This is a genomic window from Pseudomonas sp. PICF6 (genome assembly GCF_009831705.1).
Classification (GTDB): domain Bacteria; phylum Pseudomonadota; class Gammaproteobacteria; order Pseudomonadales; family Pseudomonadaceae; genus Aquipseudomonas; species Aquipseudomonas rhizophila.
Window position 1 is genome coordinate 1520 of record NZ_WUUD01000002.1, and the last position, 16743, is coordinate 18262.

Annotated in this window: 14 protein-coding genes and 1 pseudogene; 4 read left to right on the plus strand and 11 right to left on the minus strand. The window is 60.6% G+C overall.

All coding sequences use genetic code 11. The features are described 5' to 3' along the window. Nucleotides 1-118: 118 nt before the first annotated feature. The 3 genes and pseudogenes from GSM73_RS28145 to GSM73_RS01135 all read right to left on the minus strand — a co-directional run bounded on the left by GSM73_RS28145 (nt 119) and on the right by GSM73_RS01135 (nt 3204). A complete protein-coding gene (locus GSM73_RS28145) occupies nt 119-979 on the minus strand; it encodes a methyl-accepting chemotaxis protein (RefSeq protein ID WP_371264090.1) in 861 nt (286 codons plus the stop codon). After that, nucleotides 974-2209: pseudogene (locus GSM73_RS28150) on the minus strand (Cache 3/Cache 2 fusion domain-containing protein); the annotation flags it as partial. The pseudogene GSM73_RS28150 and the gene GSM73_RS28145, both read right to left, overlap by 6 nt. 74 nt (nt 2210-2283) lie before the next feature. After that, entirely contained in the window at nt 2284-3204 is a 921-nt protein-coding gene (locus tag GSM73_RS01135) for a LysR substrate-binding domain-containing protein (protein ID WP_047226144.1), read from the minus strand. Nucleotides 3205-3363: 159 nt separating this feature from the next. Between GSM73_RS01135 and GSM73_RS01140 the strand changes: the two genes are divergently transcribed. Then, the gene (locus tag GSM73_RS01140) at nt 3364-4761 is read left to right on the plus strand and encodes a NorM family multidrug efflux MATE transporter (RefSeq protein ID WP_047226196.1); all 1398 of its coding nucleotides are present in this window, start codon (nt 3364-3366) and stop codon (nt 4759-4761) included. A gap of 41 nt (nt 4762-4802) precedes the next feature. On the opposite strand, the gene GSM73_RS01145 is transcribed toward GSM73_RS01140, so the two are convergent. After that, a complete protein-coding gene (locus GSM73_RS01145; protein WP_047226145.1) occupies nt 4803-6473 on the minus strand; it encodes a bifunctional diguanylate cyclase/phosphodiesterase in 1671 nt (556 codons plus the stop codon). Between the two features lie 276 nt (nt 6474-6749). Here GSM73_RS01145 and rep point away from each other — a divergent pair, with 276 nt between their 5' ends. Then, nucleotides 6750-8759 carry a DNA helicase Rep gene (gene rep, locus GSM73_RS01150; protein WP_047226146.1) on the plus strand — a complete coding sequence of 670 codons (2010 nt, stop codon included), beginning with the start codon at nt 6750-6752 and terminating at the stop codon, nt 8757-8759. 69 nt (nt 8760-8828) lie between these two features. Then, nucleotides 8829-9401: a xanthine phosphoribosyltransferase gene (locus tag GSM73_RS01155; RefSeq protein ID WP_047226147.1), complete on the plus strand. Its 573-nt coding sequence runs from the start codon at nt 8829-8831 to the stop codon at nt 9399-9401. 122 nt (nt 9402-9523) lie between these two features. Here GSM73_RS01155 and GSM73_RS01160 read toward each other — a convergent pair whose 3' ends face one another. From GSM73_RS01160 to dadA, 6 genes are all read right to left on the minus strand, one after another. Next, a complete protein-coding gene (locus tag GSM73_RS01160; RefSeq protein WP_160891368.1) occupies nt 9524-11446 on the minus strand; it encodes an acetyl-CoA hydrolase/transferase family protein in 1923 nt (640 codons plus the stop codon). 136 nt (nt 11447-11582) lie between these two features. Next, entirely contained in the window at nt 11583-11993 is a 411-nt protein-coding gene (locus GSM73_RS01165; RefSeq protein WP_047226149.1) for a cytochrome c5 family protein, read from the minus strand. Between the two features lie 183 nt (nt 11994-12176). Next, a complete protein-coding gene (locus GSM73_RS01170) occupies nt 12177-12725 on the minus strand; it encodes a cupin domain-containing protein (RefSeq protein WP_047226150.1) in 549 nt (182 codons plus the stop codon). A 128-nt stretch (nt 12726-12853) separates the two neighbouring features. Continuing rightward, entirely contained in the window at nt 12854-13927 is a 1074-nt protein-coding gene (gene alr, locus GSM73_RS01175; RefSeq protein ID WP_139048882.1) for an alanine racemase, read from the minus strand. 94 nt (nt 13928-14021) lie between these two features. Continuing rightward, entirely contained in the window at nt 14022-14375 is a 354-nt protein-coding gene (locus tag GSM73_RS01180; protein WP_047226152.1) for a RidA family protein, read from the minus strand. Next, on the minus strand, nt 14347-15651 hold the full coding sequence (gene dadA, locus GSM73_RS01185) for a D-amino acid dehydrogenase (protein WP_160891370.1): 1305 nt from the start codon (nt 15649-15651) through the stop codon (nt 14347-14349). Before dadA ends, GSM73_RS01180 begins: the two co-directional genes overlap by 29 nt. Nucleotides 15652-15806: 155 nt before the next feature. Here dadA and GSM73_RS01190 point away from each other — a divergent pair, with 155 nt between their 5' ends. Then, nucleotides 15807-16295, plus strand: a complete 489-nt coding sequence (locus tag GSM73_RS01190; RefSeq protein WP_003206849.1) for an Lrp/AsnC ligand binding domain-containing protein — start codon at nt 15807-15809, stop codon at nt 16293-16295. 13 nt (nt 16296-16308) lie between these two features. Here GSM73_RS01190 and GSM73_RS01195 read toward each other — a convergent pair whose 3' ends face one another. Beyond that, nucleotides 16309-16662, minus strand: a complete 354-nt coding sequence (locus tag GSM73_RS01195) for a YkgJ family cysteine cluster protein (protein WP_003206850.1) — start codon at nt 16660-16662, stop codon at nt 16309-16311. Nucleotides 16663-16743: the final 81 nt, after the last annotated feature.

Below are 16743 nucleotides of genomic sequence, written 5' to 3' on the forward strand. Positions count from 1 at the left end.
TGCTCGCGATAGCGGTGGGTCAGTGGCGGGGATGTTGGCTATGCCACTGTTGTCGCGAGCAAGCCCGCTCCCAGAGGGATCTGGGGTGAACTTGCTCGCGATGAGTCTGCAGGACGCCTCAGCGGAACCGGTCAACCTCTTTGCGCAGGTCCTGCGCCAGTTTTTCCAGTTCCTTGGCGGTGATCGCCAGGTTCGAGACCACTTCGCGCTGTTCGCTGTTGGCCATGGCGATGCTTTGCAGGTTGCTGCTGAGCAGGGTCGCGGTGCTGCTTTGCTCCTGAGTGGCGGTGGTGATCGCCGCGAATTGCTGGCCTGCCGAACGGCTTTGCTCGTCGATGCGCGCCAGGGCCGAGGCCACATTGGCATTGCGCGACAAGCCTTCTTGCATCAACAAGTTGCCTTTCTCCATCGTACTGATGGCGTTACCGGTTTCCTGCTGGATGCTATTGATCATGCCGGAAATTTCGTCAGTGGCCTGACGGGTACGGGACGCCAGGCTACGAACTTCGTCAGCCACTACGGCAAAGCCCCGACCCTGCTCACCCGCACGGGCGGCTTCGATGGCCGCGTTGAGCGCCAGCAGGTTGGTCTGCTCGGCGATCGAGGTGATCACCCCGACGATGCCGCCGATTTCCTGGGAGCGCTGGCCCAAGGTGTTGATGACCGTGGCAGTGCTGTTCAGTGCGCCAGCAATTTGCTCCAGCGACGAGGATGCTTCATCCATCGACGTACGACCGATGCGGGTTTGCTGGGCGTTATCCTGGGCCAGGCGTTCGGTATTGCCCATGTTATCGGCGATGTTCAACGAGGTCGCGCTGAACTCTTCCACTGCGCCAGCCATGCTGGTGATTTCGCCGGACTGCTGCTCCATGCCCTCATAGGCCCCGCTGGATAACCCGGACAGGGCCTGGGCGCGGCTGTTGACCTCTTGCGAGGCCTTGCGGATATGTTCGACCATGGTCGACAGGGCCTGGCTCATCTGGTTGAAGGCACGGGCCAACTGACCGATTTCGTCGTGGCTCGACACATTCAGACGCACGCTCAGGTCGCCGGCGCCCAGCGCCTCGGCCTGGCGCACCAGATCGCCCAGCGGGGCCAGTTTGCTGCGCAGCAGCCACACCGCCGAGCCCACGGCCAGCAACATGGCCAGCAAGCTGCCGATAGCCAGTTGCGTACCGACACTCCAGGTCACGGCGCGAATCTCGGCTTTCGGCATGCTCGCCACCACCGCCCACGGACCGTCCTCGAACGGCACGGCAACGCTGTAGAAATCTTCAGCGGTATCGCTCCAGAACACACCTTTGCCTGGCTTCTTGACCAACTCCTTGATGGTCCCGGTCGCCTGCTCCAGCGCCTGCACACCCGCTGGCGGAACCAACCATTTGTTTTGCTCATCCAGTACCGCCAGCGAACCGGTCTGACCGATACGGAAGCGCTTGAGGTTCTCGAACTGGGCGTTCTGTGCGTCGGTGTAATCGAATCCCACATACAACACGGCAATGATCTTACCGCTGCTATCGCGTACGGGGGTGTACTGCGACATGTAGAAGCGCCCGAAAAGCAGGGCCCGACCAATGTAGCTCTGCCCACTCATGACCGGGGCATAAGCCGGGCCGGCACGGTCGAGCAAGGTGCCGATCGCCCGCGAACCGTCCTGCTTGGTCAACGAAGTGCTCACGCGGATGAAATCGTCGCCGCTACGCACGAACACTGTCGCCACTCCGGCGGTCGTCTGCCTGAACTCATCAACTTCCTTGAAGTTGTTGTTCAGCACTTCGCTGCCCAGTCTCAGGGTTGGAGCCTGCACGCCTGCCACCGCGACCGGCTCATCCGGGTGCACGCTCAGCCCCGCGCTGAAGCGTTTATCGAACAGCCCGCTCAATCGCTGCGTGCTTTCACGCAGGGTGCCATGGAACGTATTGAGCTGGTCGGCCATCAGACGCGCTTCGCTGGCCAGGTGTTCTTCACGGGTCGCGAGGTTGGCGGAGTCCAGCGAGCGCAGGGCAAAGACGGTGCTGCCGGAGATCACGATCGCCAGTATCACGGCAAGGGCTAGGCCCAGCTGTGAGGCGATTCGGGCACGAGGTTGAGACATGACGGCTCCTAGCCAAGTGACCGGATCATCCTGATCACGTCGCACACTCGGCAATTTTATTCGGGTGATATGTAGGCAGTCCCTTTCTAATACGAAAGTACTACTTCCACACATTCGGCGGCGAAACCGAATACTTGAGCGCTTTGGAAGGAATAATGCCAAGTGGCTAGCACGGGCGCTTCAACGATTCAGCCCAGACGCTTTACGTCGGGTAATTGCATGGCCTTCACTTCGCCCTGGAGAAAATCGCTCAGACGGCGCAAACGTTCACCTCCTGGACGGGTTTTCGGCCAGACGAGGTAATAGTGCTCGCCGCTGGCGACGGCGGTAGGCCATGGCAGACTCAAGCGCCCTTGGGCCACGTCCTCGGCCACCATCAACAGATCACCCATGGACACGCCGTAGCCGCGCGCCGCGGCGATCATGCCCAGTTCCAGCGTATCGAACACCTGCCCGCCCTTGAGCGAGACCTGATCGGACAGACCCATGCGCGAAAGCCAGTTGCGCCAATCACGACGGTCCGGCGTGGGATGCAGCAATTCTGCGCTGGCCAACCGCGCCACATCCCAGGGCTGGTCGTTCAACAGGTTCGGTGCGCCTACCGGAATCAGCTCCTCGGGAAACAGCAAGCTTGCCTCCCAGTCGCTAGGAAAATGCCCGTTGCCCAGTAATACCGCGCAATCGAAAGGCTCGGTGTTGAAGTCCACTGAATCGACGTCCATCCAGGCGCTGGTCAGCTGCACTTCATTGCCGGGCTGAAGATGCCGGAAGCGGCTAAGGCGCGCCAACAGCCAACGCATGGTCAGCGTGGACGGCGCCTTCATGCGCAGGATGCCATCTTCGCCGTGCAAGGTATGACAGGCCCGTTCCAGCGCCATGAAACCCTCACGCACGCCCGGTAGCAACAACCGCGCCGCTTCGGTCAACTGCAGGTTGCGGCCACTGCGCTGGAACAGCCGACAGGCAAAGTGCTCTTCGAGTGTACGAATATGCCGGCTGACGGCACTTTGAGTAATCGATAGTTCTTCAGCCGCCCGGGTGAACGAGCTGTATCGCGCCGCCGCTTCGAATGCCCGTAACGCATAAAGAGGAGGGAGACGACGAGACATCGGGAAAAGCTCCTATGGCGATATTTACGCACCCTATCAGAAAGTTATCAGCATGAGTTTTAATCATGCCAGTGATCGCTTTTATCCTTTTGTGCAAACCGCTGAGAGCGCCGAGAATCGCCGTTTTACAGCCTTGTTTGAACATGGAGTGTGATGATCATGCGGCATCCGGTGCGAATCGAACTGTGGGCTATCCTGCGGCTGGCAGGGCCGTTGATTGCCTCGCAGTTGGCGCACATGCTGATGGTCCTGACCGACACCCTGATGATGGCGCGCCTGAGTCCCGAGGCCCTGGCAGGCGGCGGGCTCGGAGCGGCGACCTATTCATTCGTGTCGATTTTCTGCATCGGTGTGATCGCCGCAGTGGGCACATTGGTGGCGATTCGGCAGGGTGCCGGTGATGTCGAAGGCGCCACCCGACTGACTCAGGCCGGGTTGTGGCTGGCCTGGTTGATGGGGTTGGTGGCCGGGCTCCTGTTGTGGAACCTCAAGCCGGTACTGTTGCTGTTCGGCCAGACCGAAACCAACGTCCTGGCCGCCGGCCAGTTCCTGCTGGTGCTGCCATTCGCCCTGCCCGGCTATCTGAGTTTCATGGCCCTGCGCGGCTTTACCAGCGCCATTGGCCGGGCTACCCCAGTGATGGTGATCAGTCTCGGCGGCACGGTGGCCAACTTCCTGCTCAATTACGCACTGATCACCGGCATGTTCGGCCTGCCAAAACTGGGCCTGATGGGAATCGGCCTGGTCACGGCCATCGTCGCCAACTGCATGGCTCTGGCCCTGGCCTGGCATATTCACCGGCATCAAGCCTACCGCGCTTATCCGTTGCTCAATGGTCTGTCGCGGCCCAATCGCCAGTACCTCAAGGAACTGTGGCGCCTGGGTCTGCCCATTGGCGGCACTTACGCAGTGGAAGTCGGGCTGTTCGCGTTCGCCGCGCTGTGCATCGGCACCATGGGCAGCACGCCATTGGCAGCGCACCAGATCGCTCTGCAGATTGTCTCGGTGGCATTCATGGTCCCGGCGGGAATGTCATATGCGATCACCATGCGCATCGGCCAGCACTATGGCGCCGGGCAACTGCTGATGGCACGGCTGGCCGGTCGGGTCGGAATTGGCTTCGGCGCAGCGGTCATGCTGGCGTTCGCGATGGTGTTCTGGTTGCTGCCAAACCCATTGGTCGGCTTGTTCCTGGACCACGACGATCCGGCGTTTCGCGGAGTAATCGAGCTGGCGGTGAGCCTGTTGGCGGTAGCGGCGTGGTTCGAGCTGTTCGACGGTGCGCAAACCATTGCCATGGGCTGTATCCGTGGGCTCAAGGACGCCAAGACCACCTTCCTGGTGGGCCTGGGCTGTTATTGGCTGATTGGCGCACCGGCGGCATGGTGGATGGCCTTCCATCTGCACTGGGGCCCGACCGGCGTCTGGTGGGGCCTGGCCCTTGGTCTGGCCTGCGCGGCGGTGAGCCTGACCCTGGCATTTGAGTGGAAGATGAAGCGAATGATCCGCAGTGAGCCTCTGCGGCACCAGGGCTTTGAAACTGTCCAGGCCGACTGAAATCCCATGCGGGAGCAGGCTCGCTCCCACAAGGCTTGGTGTCAGCCGATTTCCAGCACCGACTGCTGGCTGCCGTCAAACGTCAGGTATTCCACCAGCTCCGCCAGGGGCAACGGCTTGCTGATCAAAAAGCCCTGCACCTGGTCGCAGCCGTAACCGCGCAGCAAATCCAGTTGCTCCCGGGTTTCCACGCCCTCGGCCACCACTTCCAGGTTGAGGTTGTGGGCAAGGTTGATCATCGCATGGACCAATTTGCGATTTTCCTCGCGCTGCTCCATGCCACCCACGAAGCTCTTGTCGATCTTGAGCAAGGCGATGGGCAGGCTGTTGAGGTGCACGAACGAGGAGAAGCCGGTGCCGAAATCGTCCAGGGAAAAGCGCACCCCCAGGCGACCCAGGGCGTCCATGGTCTGCTTGACCAGTTCGCTGCGGCGCATGACGGCGGTTTCGGTGAGTTCGAATTCCAACCACTGCGCCTCGACACCGCGTTCGGCGATCAGGCGGCTCAGGGTCGGCAGCAACTGGCTGTCCTGGAACTGCCGGAACGACAGGTTGACCGCCATGTGCAGGGGCGCCAATCCCCTTTCACGCAGCGCCTGCATGTCCCGCAATGCCCGGGAAATCACCCAGTAGCCCAGCGGTACGATCAGCCCGCTCTGTTCGGCCAGTGGCACGAACTCACTGGGTGGCAACAGCCCGCGTTCGTTATGACGCCAGCGCACCAGGGCTTCGAGGCCGACGATGGTGCCGCCATCGAGGCTCAGCCGGGGTTGGTAATGCAACTCCAGCTCGTCGCGCCGCAGCGCCCGCCGCAACTCGCTCTCCAGGTCGGCGAGGCTGCGGGCGTTACGATTGATGCGTTCGTTGAAGATATGAAAGGTGCAGCCCTGGGTGCTCTTGGCCTGCTGCATGGCGATATGGGCGTGCCACATCAGCGGGTCCGCGCCGGCCTGGGCGCGAGCGTGGGCGATCCCCAGGCTGCAACCGATCAGCAGGCTTTCACCATCGACCCAATAAGGTTCGGCCATGGCTTCGGTGATGCGCTCGGCCATCCACTCAGCCCGCTGAGGCGCCCGGCGGGTGTCGATCAGCAGCGCAAATTCGTCGCTGCCCAAGCGCGCCAGTTGATCGCCGGCTTCAAGCGAACCTTTGAGCCTCGATACTACTTGCAGGATCAAACGGTCACCGGCCTGGTGGCCGAGGGCATCGTTGGCATGACGGAAGTTATCCAGATCCAGATGCCCGAGCGCCAGGCCACGGCCTTCGTTTTCCGCCAGGCGCGCCGCCAGCAGGGTCTGGAAGCCCTGGCGATTGGCGATGCCGGTCAGCGGATCCTGTTCGGCAAGCCGCTGCAGCGTGTTTTCCAGCACTCCGCGCTCGCGCACATGGCGCAGGCAACGGCGCAGAGTGGCGCCATCGAGCACATCACGTACCAGCCAATCGCTGACACCATCAGGTGCAGTGGTGGGCTCGTGCTCGAGCAACAGGACCGTCGGCAAACGGCAACGACCGGGTGCCGGCTGCAACGCCGCGACGGTCAGCAGCACCGCGTTGTGGTTGTCTTCGAACAGGCTGCTGACCGACTCCCAGCTCGGAGCACTGATCAACACGACCGACGGCCCCATGGGGGCCAGGCACTCGCGCAAAATCGCTGACCATACCGGCTCTTCGGCCAATAGCAGCAAACGCAAGGGTTCGACAGACGTTGACAAGCTGACTCCCTAGACTCTGCAAGGTAATAGGCGCAGGGCATTATGACCTGCTGACCGCTAATGACCAATGCCAATGGTTCTCAAACACTTGCTTCAGACGGCTTTTCTTACCCTCGAAGCCGAACGCTGGACGCCCATTCGCCCCACATCCTGCGTGAAAGTAACAAAAGCGGCAAATGACAATGCAGTGTTGCGTCACAAGTCGGACAGAGCAGCACAATTCTGTGAGCCTGTTAAAATGCCGGCCCATTTCGCAAACGACTCCCTGACCCTGTCATGTCCCGACTCAATCCCCGGCAGCAAGAAGCCGTGAACTATGTCGGCGGCCCTCTTTTGGTGCTCGCCGGTGCAGGCTCCGGCAAGACCAGTGTGATCACCCGCAAGATCGCGCACCTGATCCAGAACTGCGGTATCCGCGCCCAGTACATCGTCGCCATGACCTTCACCAACAAAGCCGCCCGGGAAATGAAAGAGCGGGTTGGCGGCCTGCTGCGCGCTGGTGAAGGCCGCGGCCTGACAGTCTGCACTTTCCACAACCTGGGCCTGAACATCATCCGCAAGGAACATGCACGGCTAGGCTACAAGCCGGGTTTCTCGATTTTCGACGAGACCGATGTCAAGGCGCTGATGACCGACATCATGCAAAAGGAATATTCGGGCGACGACGGCGTGGACGAGATCAAGAACATGATCGGCGCCTGGAAAAACGACCTGATCCTGCCGCCCCAAGCCCTGGAAAACGCCCGCAATCCCAAGGAACAGACCGCCGCCATCGTGTACGCCCATTACCAGCGCACGCTCAAGGCGTTCAACGCGGTGGACTTCGACGACCTGATCCTGCTGCCGGTCAAGCTGTTCCAGGACCACGCCGACATCCTCGAGAAATGGCAGAACAAGGTCCGCTACCTGCTGGTGGATGAATACCAGGACACCAATGCCAGCCAGTATCTGCTGGTGAAGCTGCTGATCGGCATCCGCAACCAGTTCACCGTGGTGGGCGACGACGACCAGTCGATCTACGCCTGGCGTGGTGCGCGGCCGGAAAACCTGATGTTGCTCAAGGAAGACTACCCGTCGCTCAAAGTGGTGATGCTGGAGCAGAACTACCGCTCCACCAGCCGCATCCTGCGCTGCGCCAACGTGCTGATCTCCAACAACCCCCACGAGTTCGAAAAGCAACTGTGGAGCGAGATGGGCCACGGCGACGAGATCCGCGTGATTCGCTGCCGCAACGAAGACGCCGAAGCCGAGCGCGTGGCCATGGAAATCCTCAGCCTGCACCTGCGCACTGACCGACCGTACAGCGACTTCGCCATCCTGTATCGCGGTAACTACCAGGCCAAGCTGATCGAGCTGAAATTGCAGCATCACCAGATCCCCTATCGCCTGTCGGGGGGCAACAGCTTCTTCGGCCGTCAGGAAGTGAAGGACCTGATGGCTTATTTCCGCCTGATCGTGAACCCGGACGACGACAACGCCTTCTTGCGAGTGATCAACGTCCCACGCCGGGAAATCGGCTCGACCACCCTGGAAAAACTCGGCAACTACGCCACCGAGCGCAAGATCTCGATGTACGCCGCCACCGACGAAATCGGCCTGGGCGAGCATCTGGACAGCCGCTTCACCGACCGTCTGGCGCGCTTCAAGCGCTTCATGGACAAGGTGCGCGAACAGTGCGCCGGCGAAGACCCGATCTCGGCGCTGCGCAGCATGGTCATGGACATCGACTACGAGAACTGGCTGCGTACCAACAGCTCCAGTGACAAGGCCGCGGACTACCGCATGGGCAACGTCTGGTTCTTGATCGAGGCGTTGAAAAACACTCTGGAAAAGGACGAAGACGGCGACATGACCGTCGAGGACGCCATCGGCAAACTCGTGCTGCGAGACATGCTCGAACGCCAGCAGGAAGAGGAAGACGGCGCCGAAGGCGTGCAGATGATGACCCTTCACGCCTCCAAGGGCCTGGAATTCCCCTACGTGTTCATCATGGGCATGGAAGAAGAAATCCTGCCCCACCGCTCCAGCATCGAAGCCGACACCATCGAAGAAGAACGGCGCCTGGCCTACGTCGGTATTACCCGCGCACGTCAGACGCTGGCCTTTACCTTCGCCGCCAAGCGCAAGCAATACGGCGAGGTGATCGACTGCGCCCCGAGCCGCTTCCTCGATGAGCTGCCGCCGGACGACTTGGCCTGGGAAGGCAATGACGACACACCGACCGAGGTCAAGGCCGTTCGCGGCAATAGCGCCCTGGCCGATATACGAGCGATGCTCAAGCGCTAGAATCGACTACTTTTTACCGAACTTTTTACCAAATCCAGGGGCGCCGAAGGCGTCATTAAAGGAGGCTTGATGGAAGCCCTGCACCAGAAAATTCGTGAACACGGCATCGTACTTTCCGATCAGGTTCTGAAAGTCGATGCTTTTCTGAACCACCAGATCGACCCGCAATTGATGAAGCTGATCGGCGACGAATTTGCCGCGCTGTTCAAGGACTCGGGCATCACCAAAATCGTTACCATCGAAGCCTCGGGCATTGCCCCGGCGATCATGACCGGCCTGAACCTGGGCGTTCCGGTGATTTTCGCCCGCAAGCAACACTCTCTGACCCTGACGGAGAACCTGTTGTCCGCGACCGTGTATTCGTTCACCAAAAAGACCGAAAGCACCGTGGCCATCAGCCCGCGCCACCTGACCAGCAGCGACCGGGTACTGATCATTGATGACTTCCTGGCCAACGGCAAGGCCTCCCAGGCACTGATCTCCATCATCAAACAGGCCGGCGCCACCGTGGCAGGCTTGGGGATCGTGATCGAGAAATCGTTCCAGGGTGGACGTGCGGAGCTGGATGCCCAAGGCTATCGCGTTGAATCGTTGGCCCGGGTGCAATCGCTGGCCGGTGGTGTCGTGACCTTTATCGAATAATCGCCCTGCGTCCCTGTGGGAGCGAGCCTGCTCGCGATGAGGCCGGCACATCCAACACCAATGTTGACTAACAGTCCGCTATCGCGAGCAGGCTCGCTCCCACAGGGGCTTTGAAGTGGCCGTTAAGGCGCGGTGATCTTGAGACCAGCGAGCAACAAGCGCTGACCCAGCTCTTCTTTCAGCCCTTCGGGGCTCGCCAACTGCATCCGCTCCAAATGCTCGGGAAACTCCGACGGCGGCGGCGCATCCAGCGCAGCCTTGCCCAGCTCCAGCATTTCGGTGAGTTTGAACTTGCTCTTGAGCCAGTTCAGCGCCCGCAACAGGTCCCGCTCCACCCCGTCGAAATCGCTGCCCAGCGGATACTCCGGGAACAAATTAGGATGCCGTGCCTGGATGGCCTGCAAGCGTTCCGAGGTGTTCTCGGCGAAGCGCGGATCGAGGCGAAAATCCTTCGGCAACTTGCCGGCATTTTGCGCCTGCTCGATCAGCTCCGGCTGGAAGCGTGAGTCGCTGATGTTCAGGAGCGCCTCGATCACCGCGGCATCAGTCTTGCCCCGCAGGTCAGCGATACCGTATTCAGTCACCACGATGTCTCGCAAGTGTCGGGGAATGGTGCAATGGCCGTATTCCCAGACGATGTTCGAACTGATCTCGCCCCCCGCCTCGCGCCAACTGCGCAGAAGCAGAATGGAGCGCCCGCCCTCCAGCGCATGGCCCTGGGCAACGAAGTTGTACTGCCCGCCGACGCCGCTGAGTACGCGACCATCTTCCAGTTGGTCCGCCACCCCGGCGCCCAGCAAGGTCATGGTGAAAACCGTGTTGATAAAACGTGCATCGAGTCGCTGCAGGCGCTTGAGTCTTTCCTGGCCGTACAGCTCGTTGATGTAACTGATGCGGGTCATGTTGAATTCGAGGCGCCGACTCTGGGGCAACTCGCGCAAGCGTTCGTAAAAACTGCGAGGGCCGAGGAAGAATCCGCCATGGATGCAGATGCCATCGGGTTGCGCCGCCTCGTCGAGGGTGCCGGCGTTGGCTCGTTCCTGGGTCGGCTCGTCGGGATAGACCCTGCGCCGGATAATTCCGGCCTCTGCCAGCACCAGCAAGCCGTTGACGAACATTTCGCTGCAACCGTACAACCCTTTGGCAAAGGGTTCGACCCCGCCCTCACGCTCGATCAACTGCGCCCACTGGCTGAGATTCAGCTCCGCCAGCAACGCCTGGTAAGCGGCATTGTCGGCTTGACGCGCCAGCAGCGCCGCCGTCAACGCATCGCCCATGGAGCCGATGCCGATCTGCAACGTACCGCCGTCACGCACCAAGGCACTGGCGTGCAGGCCGATCATATGATCCTGAAACCCCACCGGCATGTTCGGCGTGGAAAACAGCGTGTGGCTGTCCTTTTCGTCGATCAACAGGTCGAACGTGTCGATGCCGACTTCCGCATCACCGGGCATGTAGGGCAGATCACTGTGAACCTGGCCCACCATGAGGATGGTCTCCCCCGCCGCACGCCGCTTGGCGACCATCGGCAGCAGGTCGAGGGTGATGTCCGGGTTGCAACTCAAGCTCAGGCGGTCAGGATGCTGCGCATCACTGGCCACCAGTTGCGCGATCAGGTTCAAGCCAGCGGCATTGATGTCCCGCGCGGCGTGGCTGTAGTTGCTGCTGACGTAATCCTGCTGGGCCGACGCGCTGTGCAACAGGCTGCCCGGTTGCAGGAAGAATTGCTGGACGTGGATGTTGGCCGGCAGGCTGTCACGGTGCAGATCGGCCAGGTAATCCAGTTCCGGATAATCGCCAAAGACCCGTTCGATAAAGGGCTCGAGAAAGCGCTTCTGCAAACCATCGCCCAGATTGGGTCGGCCCAGGCTCAGAGCGGTGTAGATGGTCAGTTGTCGCTCAGGCAGTTGCGCGATACGCCGGTACAGGGCGTTGGCGAACAGATTGGGTTTGCCCAACCCCAGGGGCATGCCCAGATGAATGTGCGCTGGCAGGCGCGCGAGTACGTCATCCACCGCCTGTTCGATTGAACACAACTGCACCATCCGACCCTCCGGGACATTCCATGAATGTGGGTTGGACCGAGCTTGCCGGGTCTTGGTTGCGATGAACAGCCTTTGTAAAACCACCGGGCACAAAAAAGCCGCTCGTAAGCGGCTTTCTTGCGGAAGATGCTGGCTATTACAGACCCGACATCTCTTTGATCGCGCCCATGAGCTCTTCATCCGAGCAATCGGCGCAGGTGCCTTTAGGCGGCATGGCGTTGATGCCAGTGATCGCCTTGGCCAGGATGCCGTCGAGGCCGCCCTGATGATCGGCGCGCTCTTTCCAGGCAGCCGTGTCGCCGATTTTCGGAGCGCCCAGCAGGCCGGTGCCGTGGCAAGCATTGCAGTGTTTTGCAATAACATCCTTCGGCGTCTTGGCTCCACCGCCGCCAGCCGAAGCCACGACCTCCATGCCCTTGCATTCCTGCCCCTGAACGCAGACCTGGCCGACCGGTTCAAGGCGCTTGGCGATTTCGTCGTTGGGCGCTGCTTGGACACTGGCTGCCCATAGGGCCAATACGGTTGCTGGTGCAGCCAGCATTTTCATAATTAGATTCACGCGTACACCCTCAATGGTGGCTAGTCACGCCTGCGGCCACGGTTTGCAGGCGGGCGCAAGTATAGCGGGAAGGCCGTCACACTGAAACAACCCCAAAGTCGCAAGGGTCTTGTTTGTCATGACAGCTCATCCTTCGGGCGCCTTTGCCGTCCGGGCACGGCGCCTCTTTTCCTAGAAATTGGCCGGTGTGGCTGCGCTGATCAGTCGCGCCGGCGCATCGAACGGATTACGGAAACGGTGTGGCTTGGTGCTCTCGAAATAGTAGCTATCGCCCGCTTCGAGTACGAAGGTTTCGGCGCCGACCACCAACTCCAGCCGCCCTTCCACCAGAATCCCGGTCTCTTCGCCCTCATGGGTAAGCATCTCGTCACCGGTATCGGCGCCAGGCGGGTAGATCTCGTTGAGAAAGGCAATCGCCCGGCTGGGGTGCGCCCGGCCCACCAGTTTCATGGTGACGGCACCGTCGGAAATGTCGATCAGTTCATTGGCTTTGTAGACGATCTGAGTCGGTTTCTCCTGCAGAATTTCTTCGGAGAAAAACTCGACCATGGACATGGGAATCCCGCCAAGGACCTTACGCAGCGAGCTGATCGAGGGGCTGACGCTGTTTTTCTCGATCATCGAAATGGTGCTGTTGGTGACGCCCGCGCGCTTGGCGAGTTCACGCTGGGAAAGGCCTTTGAGTTTACGAATGGATTGCAGTCGTTCACCGACGTCCAATGCTGGAGCCTCCAGGGAATCAGGTTGTGTGGAAAGTGAGCGTTATCATGGCGACAGCGTTCAGTATTTACAACACTTTGACCTCAATCCCGTGCGGTGAAGCGACTTTCGGTAGATTGCGCTTTGCGTCAGCCCCCGGAATAGAGCCGTGGAACCCGGCGCAGGTTGCAGAAAATCTGATAAGGAATCGTGCCGGCCGCCTTCGCGACATCACTGGCCAGGATAGTCTTGCCCCACAGCTCCACGGTCGAACCGAGCCCGGCGTTGGGGATATTCGTCAAGTCGACACACAGCATGTCCATGGAGACCCGACCGACCAGTTGACTAGGCTGCCCGTGCACCAGCACCGGCGTACCGTTCGGCGCCTGGCGCGGGTAACCGTCGGCGTATCCCATGGCAACCACGCCGACCCGCGTCGGTTGCGCGGTGACAAAACGGGCGCCATACCCCACCGGCTCGCCGGCGGGCAATTCACGCACGCTGATGATCTTGGACTCCAGAGTCATGACCGGCTGCAGCCGCGCAGCGACGGCGTTGGCTTCCTCGAAGGGGGTCGCACCGTACAGCATGATGCCTGGCCGCACCCAGTCGCTTGGTATCTGCGGCCAACCCAGCACTGCCGGGGAGTTGCGCAAACTGATCTGCGCCGCCAGCCCCTGGCGGGCCGCCTCGAACACGGCCAGTTGCTCGGTGCTGCTGGGATCGTGCAGTTCATCGGCGCGGGCGAAATGGCTCATCAACACGATCTTCGCCACCTTGCCACTAGCCAGCAGTCGACGATAGGCCGCCTGATAATCCGCCGGATGCAGCCCCACCCGATGCATCCCCGAGTCGAGCTTGAGCCAGACCGTAATCGGCTTGCTCAGGGTCGCGTTTTCAATCGCTTCGAGCTGCCACAACGAATGCACCACACACCAGAAATCGTGTTCGACGATCAGCGGCAGTTCATCGGCCTCGAAGAATCCTTCCAGCAGCAAGACCGGCCCACGAATCCCGCCGGCCCGCAGTTCCAGCGCTTCTTCGATGCAAGCCACGGCAAACCCATCGGCCGTGTCCTGCAAAGCCTCGGCGCAGCGCACTGCGCCGTGCCCATAGGCATCGGCCTTGATCACCGCAAGAGCTTTGGCCCCCGTCACTTCGCGGGCCAATTGGTAGTTGTGACGTAAGGCTTGAAGGTCGATCAGAGCACGGGCAGGACGCATGGCGGCAGGCTTCTAGGCGGACTAGGTAAAAAAAACGGCGCTGGCTGACGGCATGAACCACCAACAGCACCGCAAGAGGGATCGTTTTCCGGGTTTAGGGCAGCGCTGCCACGACGGACAGCTCCACCAGGATTTCCGGTTCGCACAGTTTGGCTTGCACAGTGGCCCGGGCCGGCGCGACGCCCTTGGGCAGCCATTTGTCCCAGATCGCGTTCATGCCTTCGAAATGGGCGTCGATGTCTTTCAGGTAAATCGTCACCGACAACAGATGATTTTTGTCGGTCCCGGCCAGGTCCAGCAAACGTTCGATATTGGCCAGGGTTTCACGGGTCTGCTGTTCAATACCGGCACTCATGTCGTCGCCAACCTGCCCGGCCAGGTAAACAGTGCCGTTGTGCAGGACGACCTGACTCATGCGGTCATTGGTGAGCTGGCGCTGGATTGACATGTTTTGCAGACTCCTGGTGTTTACTGCCATAACGGGAAATATCGAGGCCTTCGGCGCTGATCTGTGGTTTTTTCTTCGCCATCAGATCCGCCAGCAAGCGCCCGGAACCACAGGCCATGGTCCAACCGAGGGTGCCATGGCCGGTGTTCAGGAACAGGTTCTTGAACGGGGTGGCGCCCACGATCGGCGTGCCATCCGGGGTGGTCGGACGCAGGCCGGTCCAGAAACTGGCCTGGGCCAGATCGCCGCCCTGAGGATAAAGGTCGTTGACGATCATCTCCAGGGTTTCACGCCGACGCGGGTTGAGAGACAGGTCAAAACCGGCGATTTCCGCCATGCCGCCCACACGGATGCGGTTATCGAACCGGGTAATCGCGACCTTGTAGGTTTCGTCGAGAATGGTCGAGGTCGGAGCCATCGCCGGATTGGTGATCGGCACCGTCAGGGAATAACCCTTGAGCGGATACACCGGCGCACGAATGCCCAGCGGTTTGAGCAATTGCGGTGAATAACTGCCCAGGGCCAGGACGTAGCGGTCAGCGGTTTCCAGCTTGCCGTCGATCCAGACGCCGTTGATGCGATCACCGGCGTAGTCCAGGCGCTGGATATCCTGGCCAAAGCGGAATTCCACACCGAGTTTCACGGCCATTTGCGCCAGGCGCGTGGTAAACATCTGACAGTCGCCAGTCTGGTCATTGGGCAGACGCAAGGCACCCGCCAGGATGTCGGTGACATTGGCCAACGCCGGCTCGACGCGGGCAATGCCTTCACGGTCCAGCACTTCGAAGGGCACACCGGACTCTTTCAGCACGGCGATGTCTTTGGCCGCACCATCAACCTGAGCCTGGGTACGGAACAATTGAGTGGTCCCCAGACTGCGGCCTTCGTAGGCAATCCCGGTTTCGGCGCGCAGTTCGTCGAGGCAGTCGCGGCTGTACTCGGACAGGCGCACCATGCGCTCCTTGTTCACGGCATAACGGTTGGCGGTGCAGTTGCGCAGCATCTGCGCCATCCACAGGTACTGGTCGATGTCAGCGGTGGCTTTGATCGCCAGCGGTGCGTGGCGCTGCAACAGCCACTTGATGGCCTTGAGTGGCACACCTGGTGCGGCCCACGGCGAGGCATAACCCGGCGACACCTGGCCGGCATTGGCAAAACTGGTTTCCATGGCTGGCGCCGGCTGACGATCAACCACCACGACTTCAAACCCGGCACGGGCCAGGTAGTAAGCACTGACGGTACCGATGACGCCGCTACCTAAAACCACAACGCGCATGTTGAAGCCCTCATCGCGGATAACCGCTGACGTTTTGTTGTACAGACCGTAATGTGCGCAGTTTAGAAAAGATCAGGCAGTGCTTTTCACTATATAAATGCCTATATTTGGCGAGAATTCTCGGCAAAAACCCTTTTCATGGAGGAGCATCACCTGTGCGGACCAACACTCAGACCAAACGTGAGCTGGACAAGATCGACCGCAACATCCTGCGCATCCTCCAGGCGGATGGACGGATTTCCTTTACGGAGCTTGGGGAAAAGGTCGGCCTCTCCACCACCCCCTGCACCGAGCGGGTTCGTCGCCTGGAGCGCGAGGGAATCATCATGGGCTACAACGCCCGGCTCAATCCGCAGCATCTGAAGGGAAGTCTGCTGGTGTTCGTCGAAATCAGCCTCGACTACAAATCCGGCGACACCTTTGAAGAATTCCGGCGCGCGGTGCTGAAATTGCCTCACGTGCTCGAATGCCATCTGGTGTCAGGCGACTTTGACTATCTGGTGAAAGCGCGGATTTCCGAGATGGCTTCGTACCGCAAGCTGCTGGGCGACATCCTGCTCAAGCTGCCCCACGTGCGCGAATCCAAGAGCTACATCGTGATGGAAGAAGTGAAGGAGAGCTTGAACCTGCCGATTCCGGATTGAGGGGCGTTCTTGGCTACACCAATACCTGCCGGGTGCTGGCCATATATTCGTGAATCTGCTTCTCGACCCGCGGATGAATCAGTTCCACCGGCCGCCGGCCATTGGGACACGGCAAGGTCGCCGTGGTGCCGAACAACCGGCAGATCAGCGGCCGCTCGTCATAGACTGTGCAGCCATTGGGTCCCAAGTGCACACAGTCGAGCGCTTCCATGGCCGCGTCCTGTTCGGCGCGAGTCTTGCGTGGCAAGCGGGCCATTTCCTCAGGCGAGGTGGTCACTGGCCCGCAGCAGTCATGGCAGCCCGGTACGCACTCGAACGAGGGAATCTGTTGGCGCAGCGTGCGGATTTTTTGACTGTTGCAGCTCATCGAAGCGGCTACCGAGACGGGACAAGGCAGGATTCTGCACGAAAAGCCCTGTCCCAGACAGCGCCAACCGACCGGTGTTGC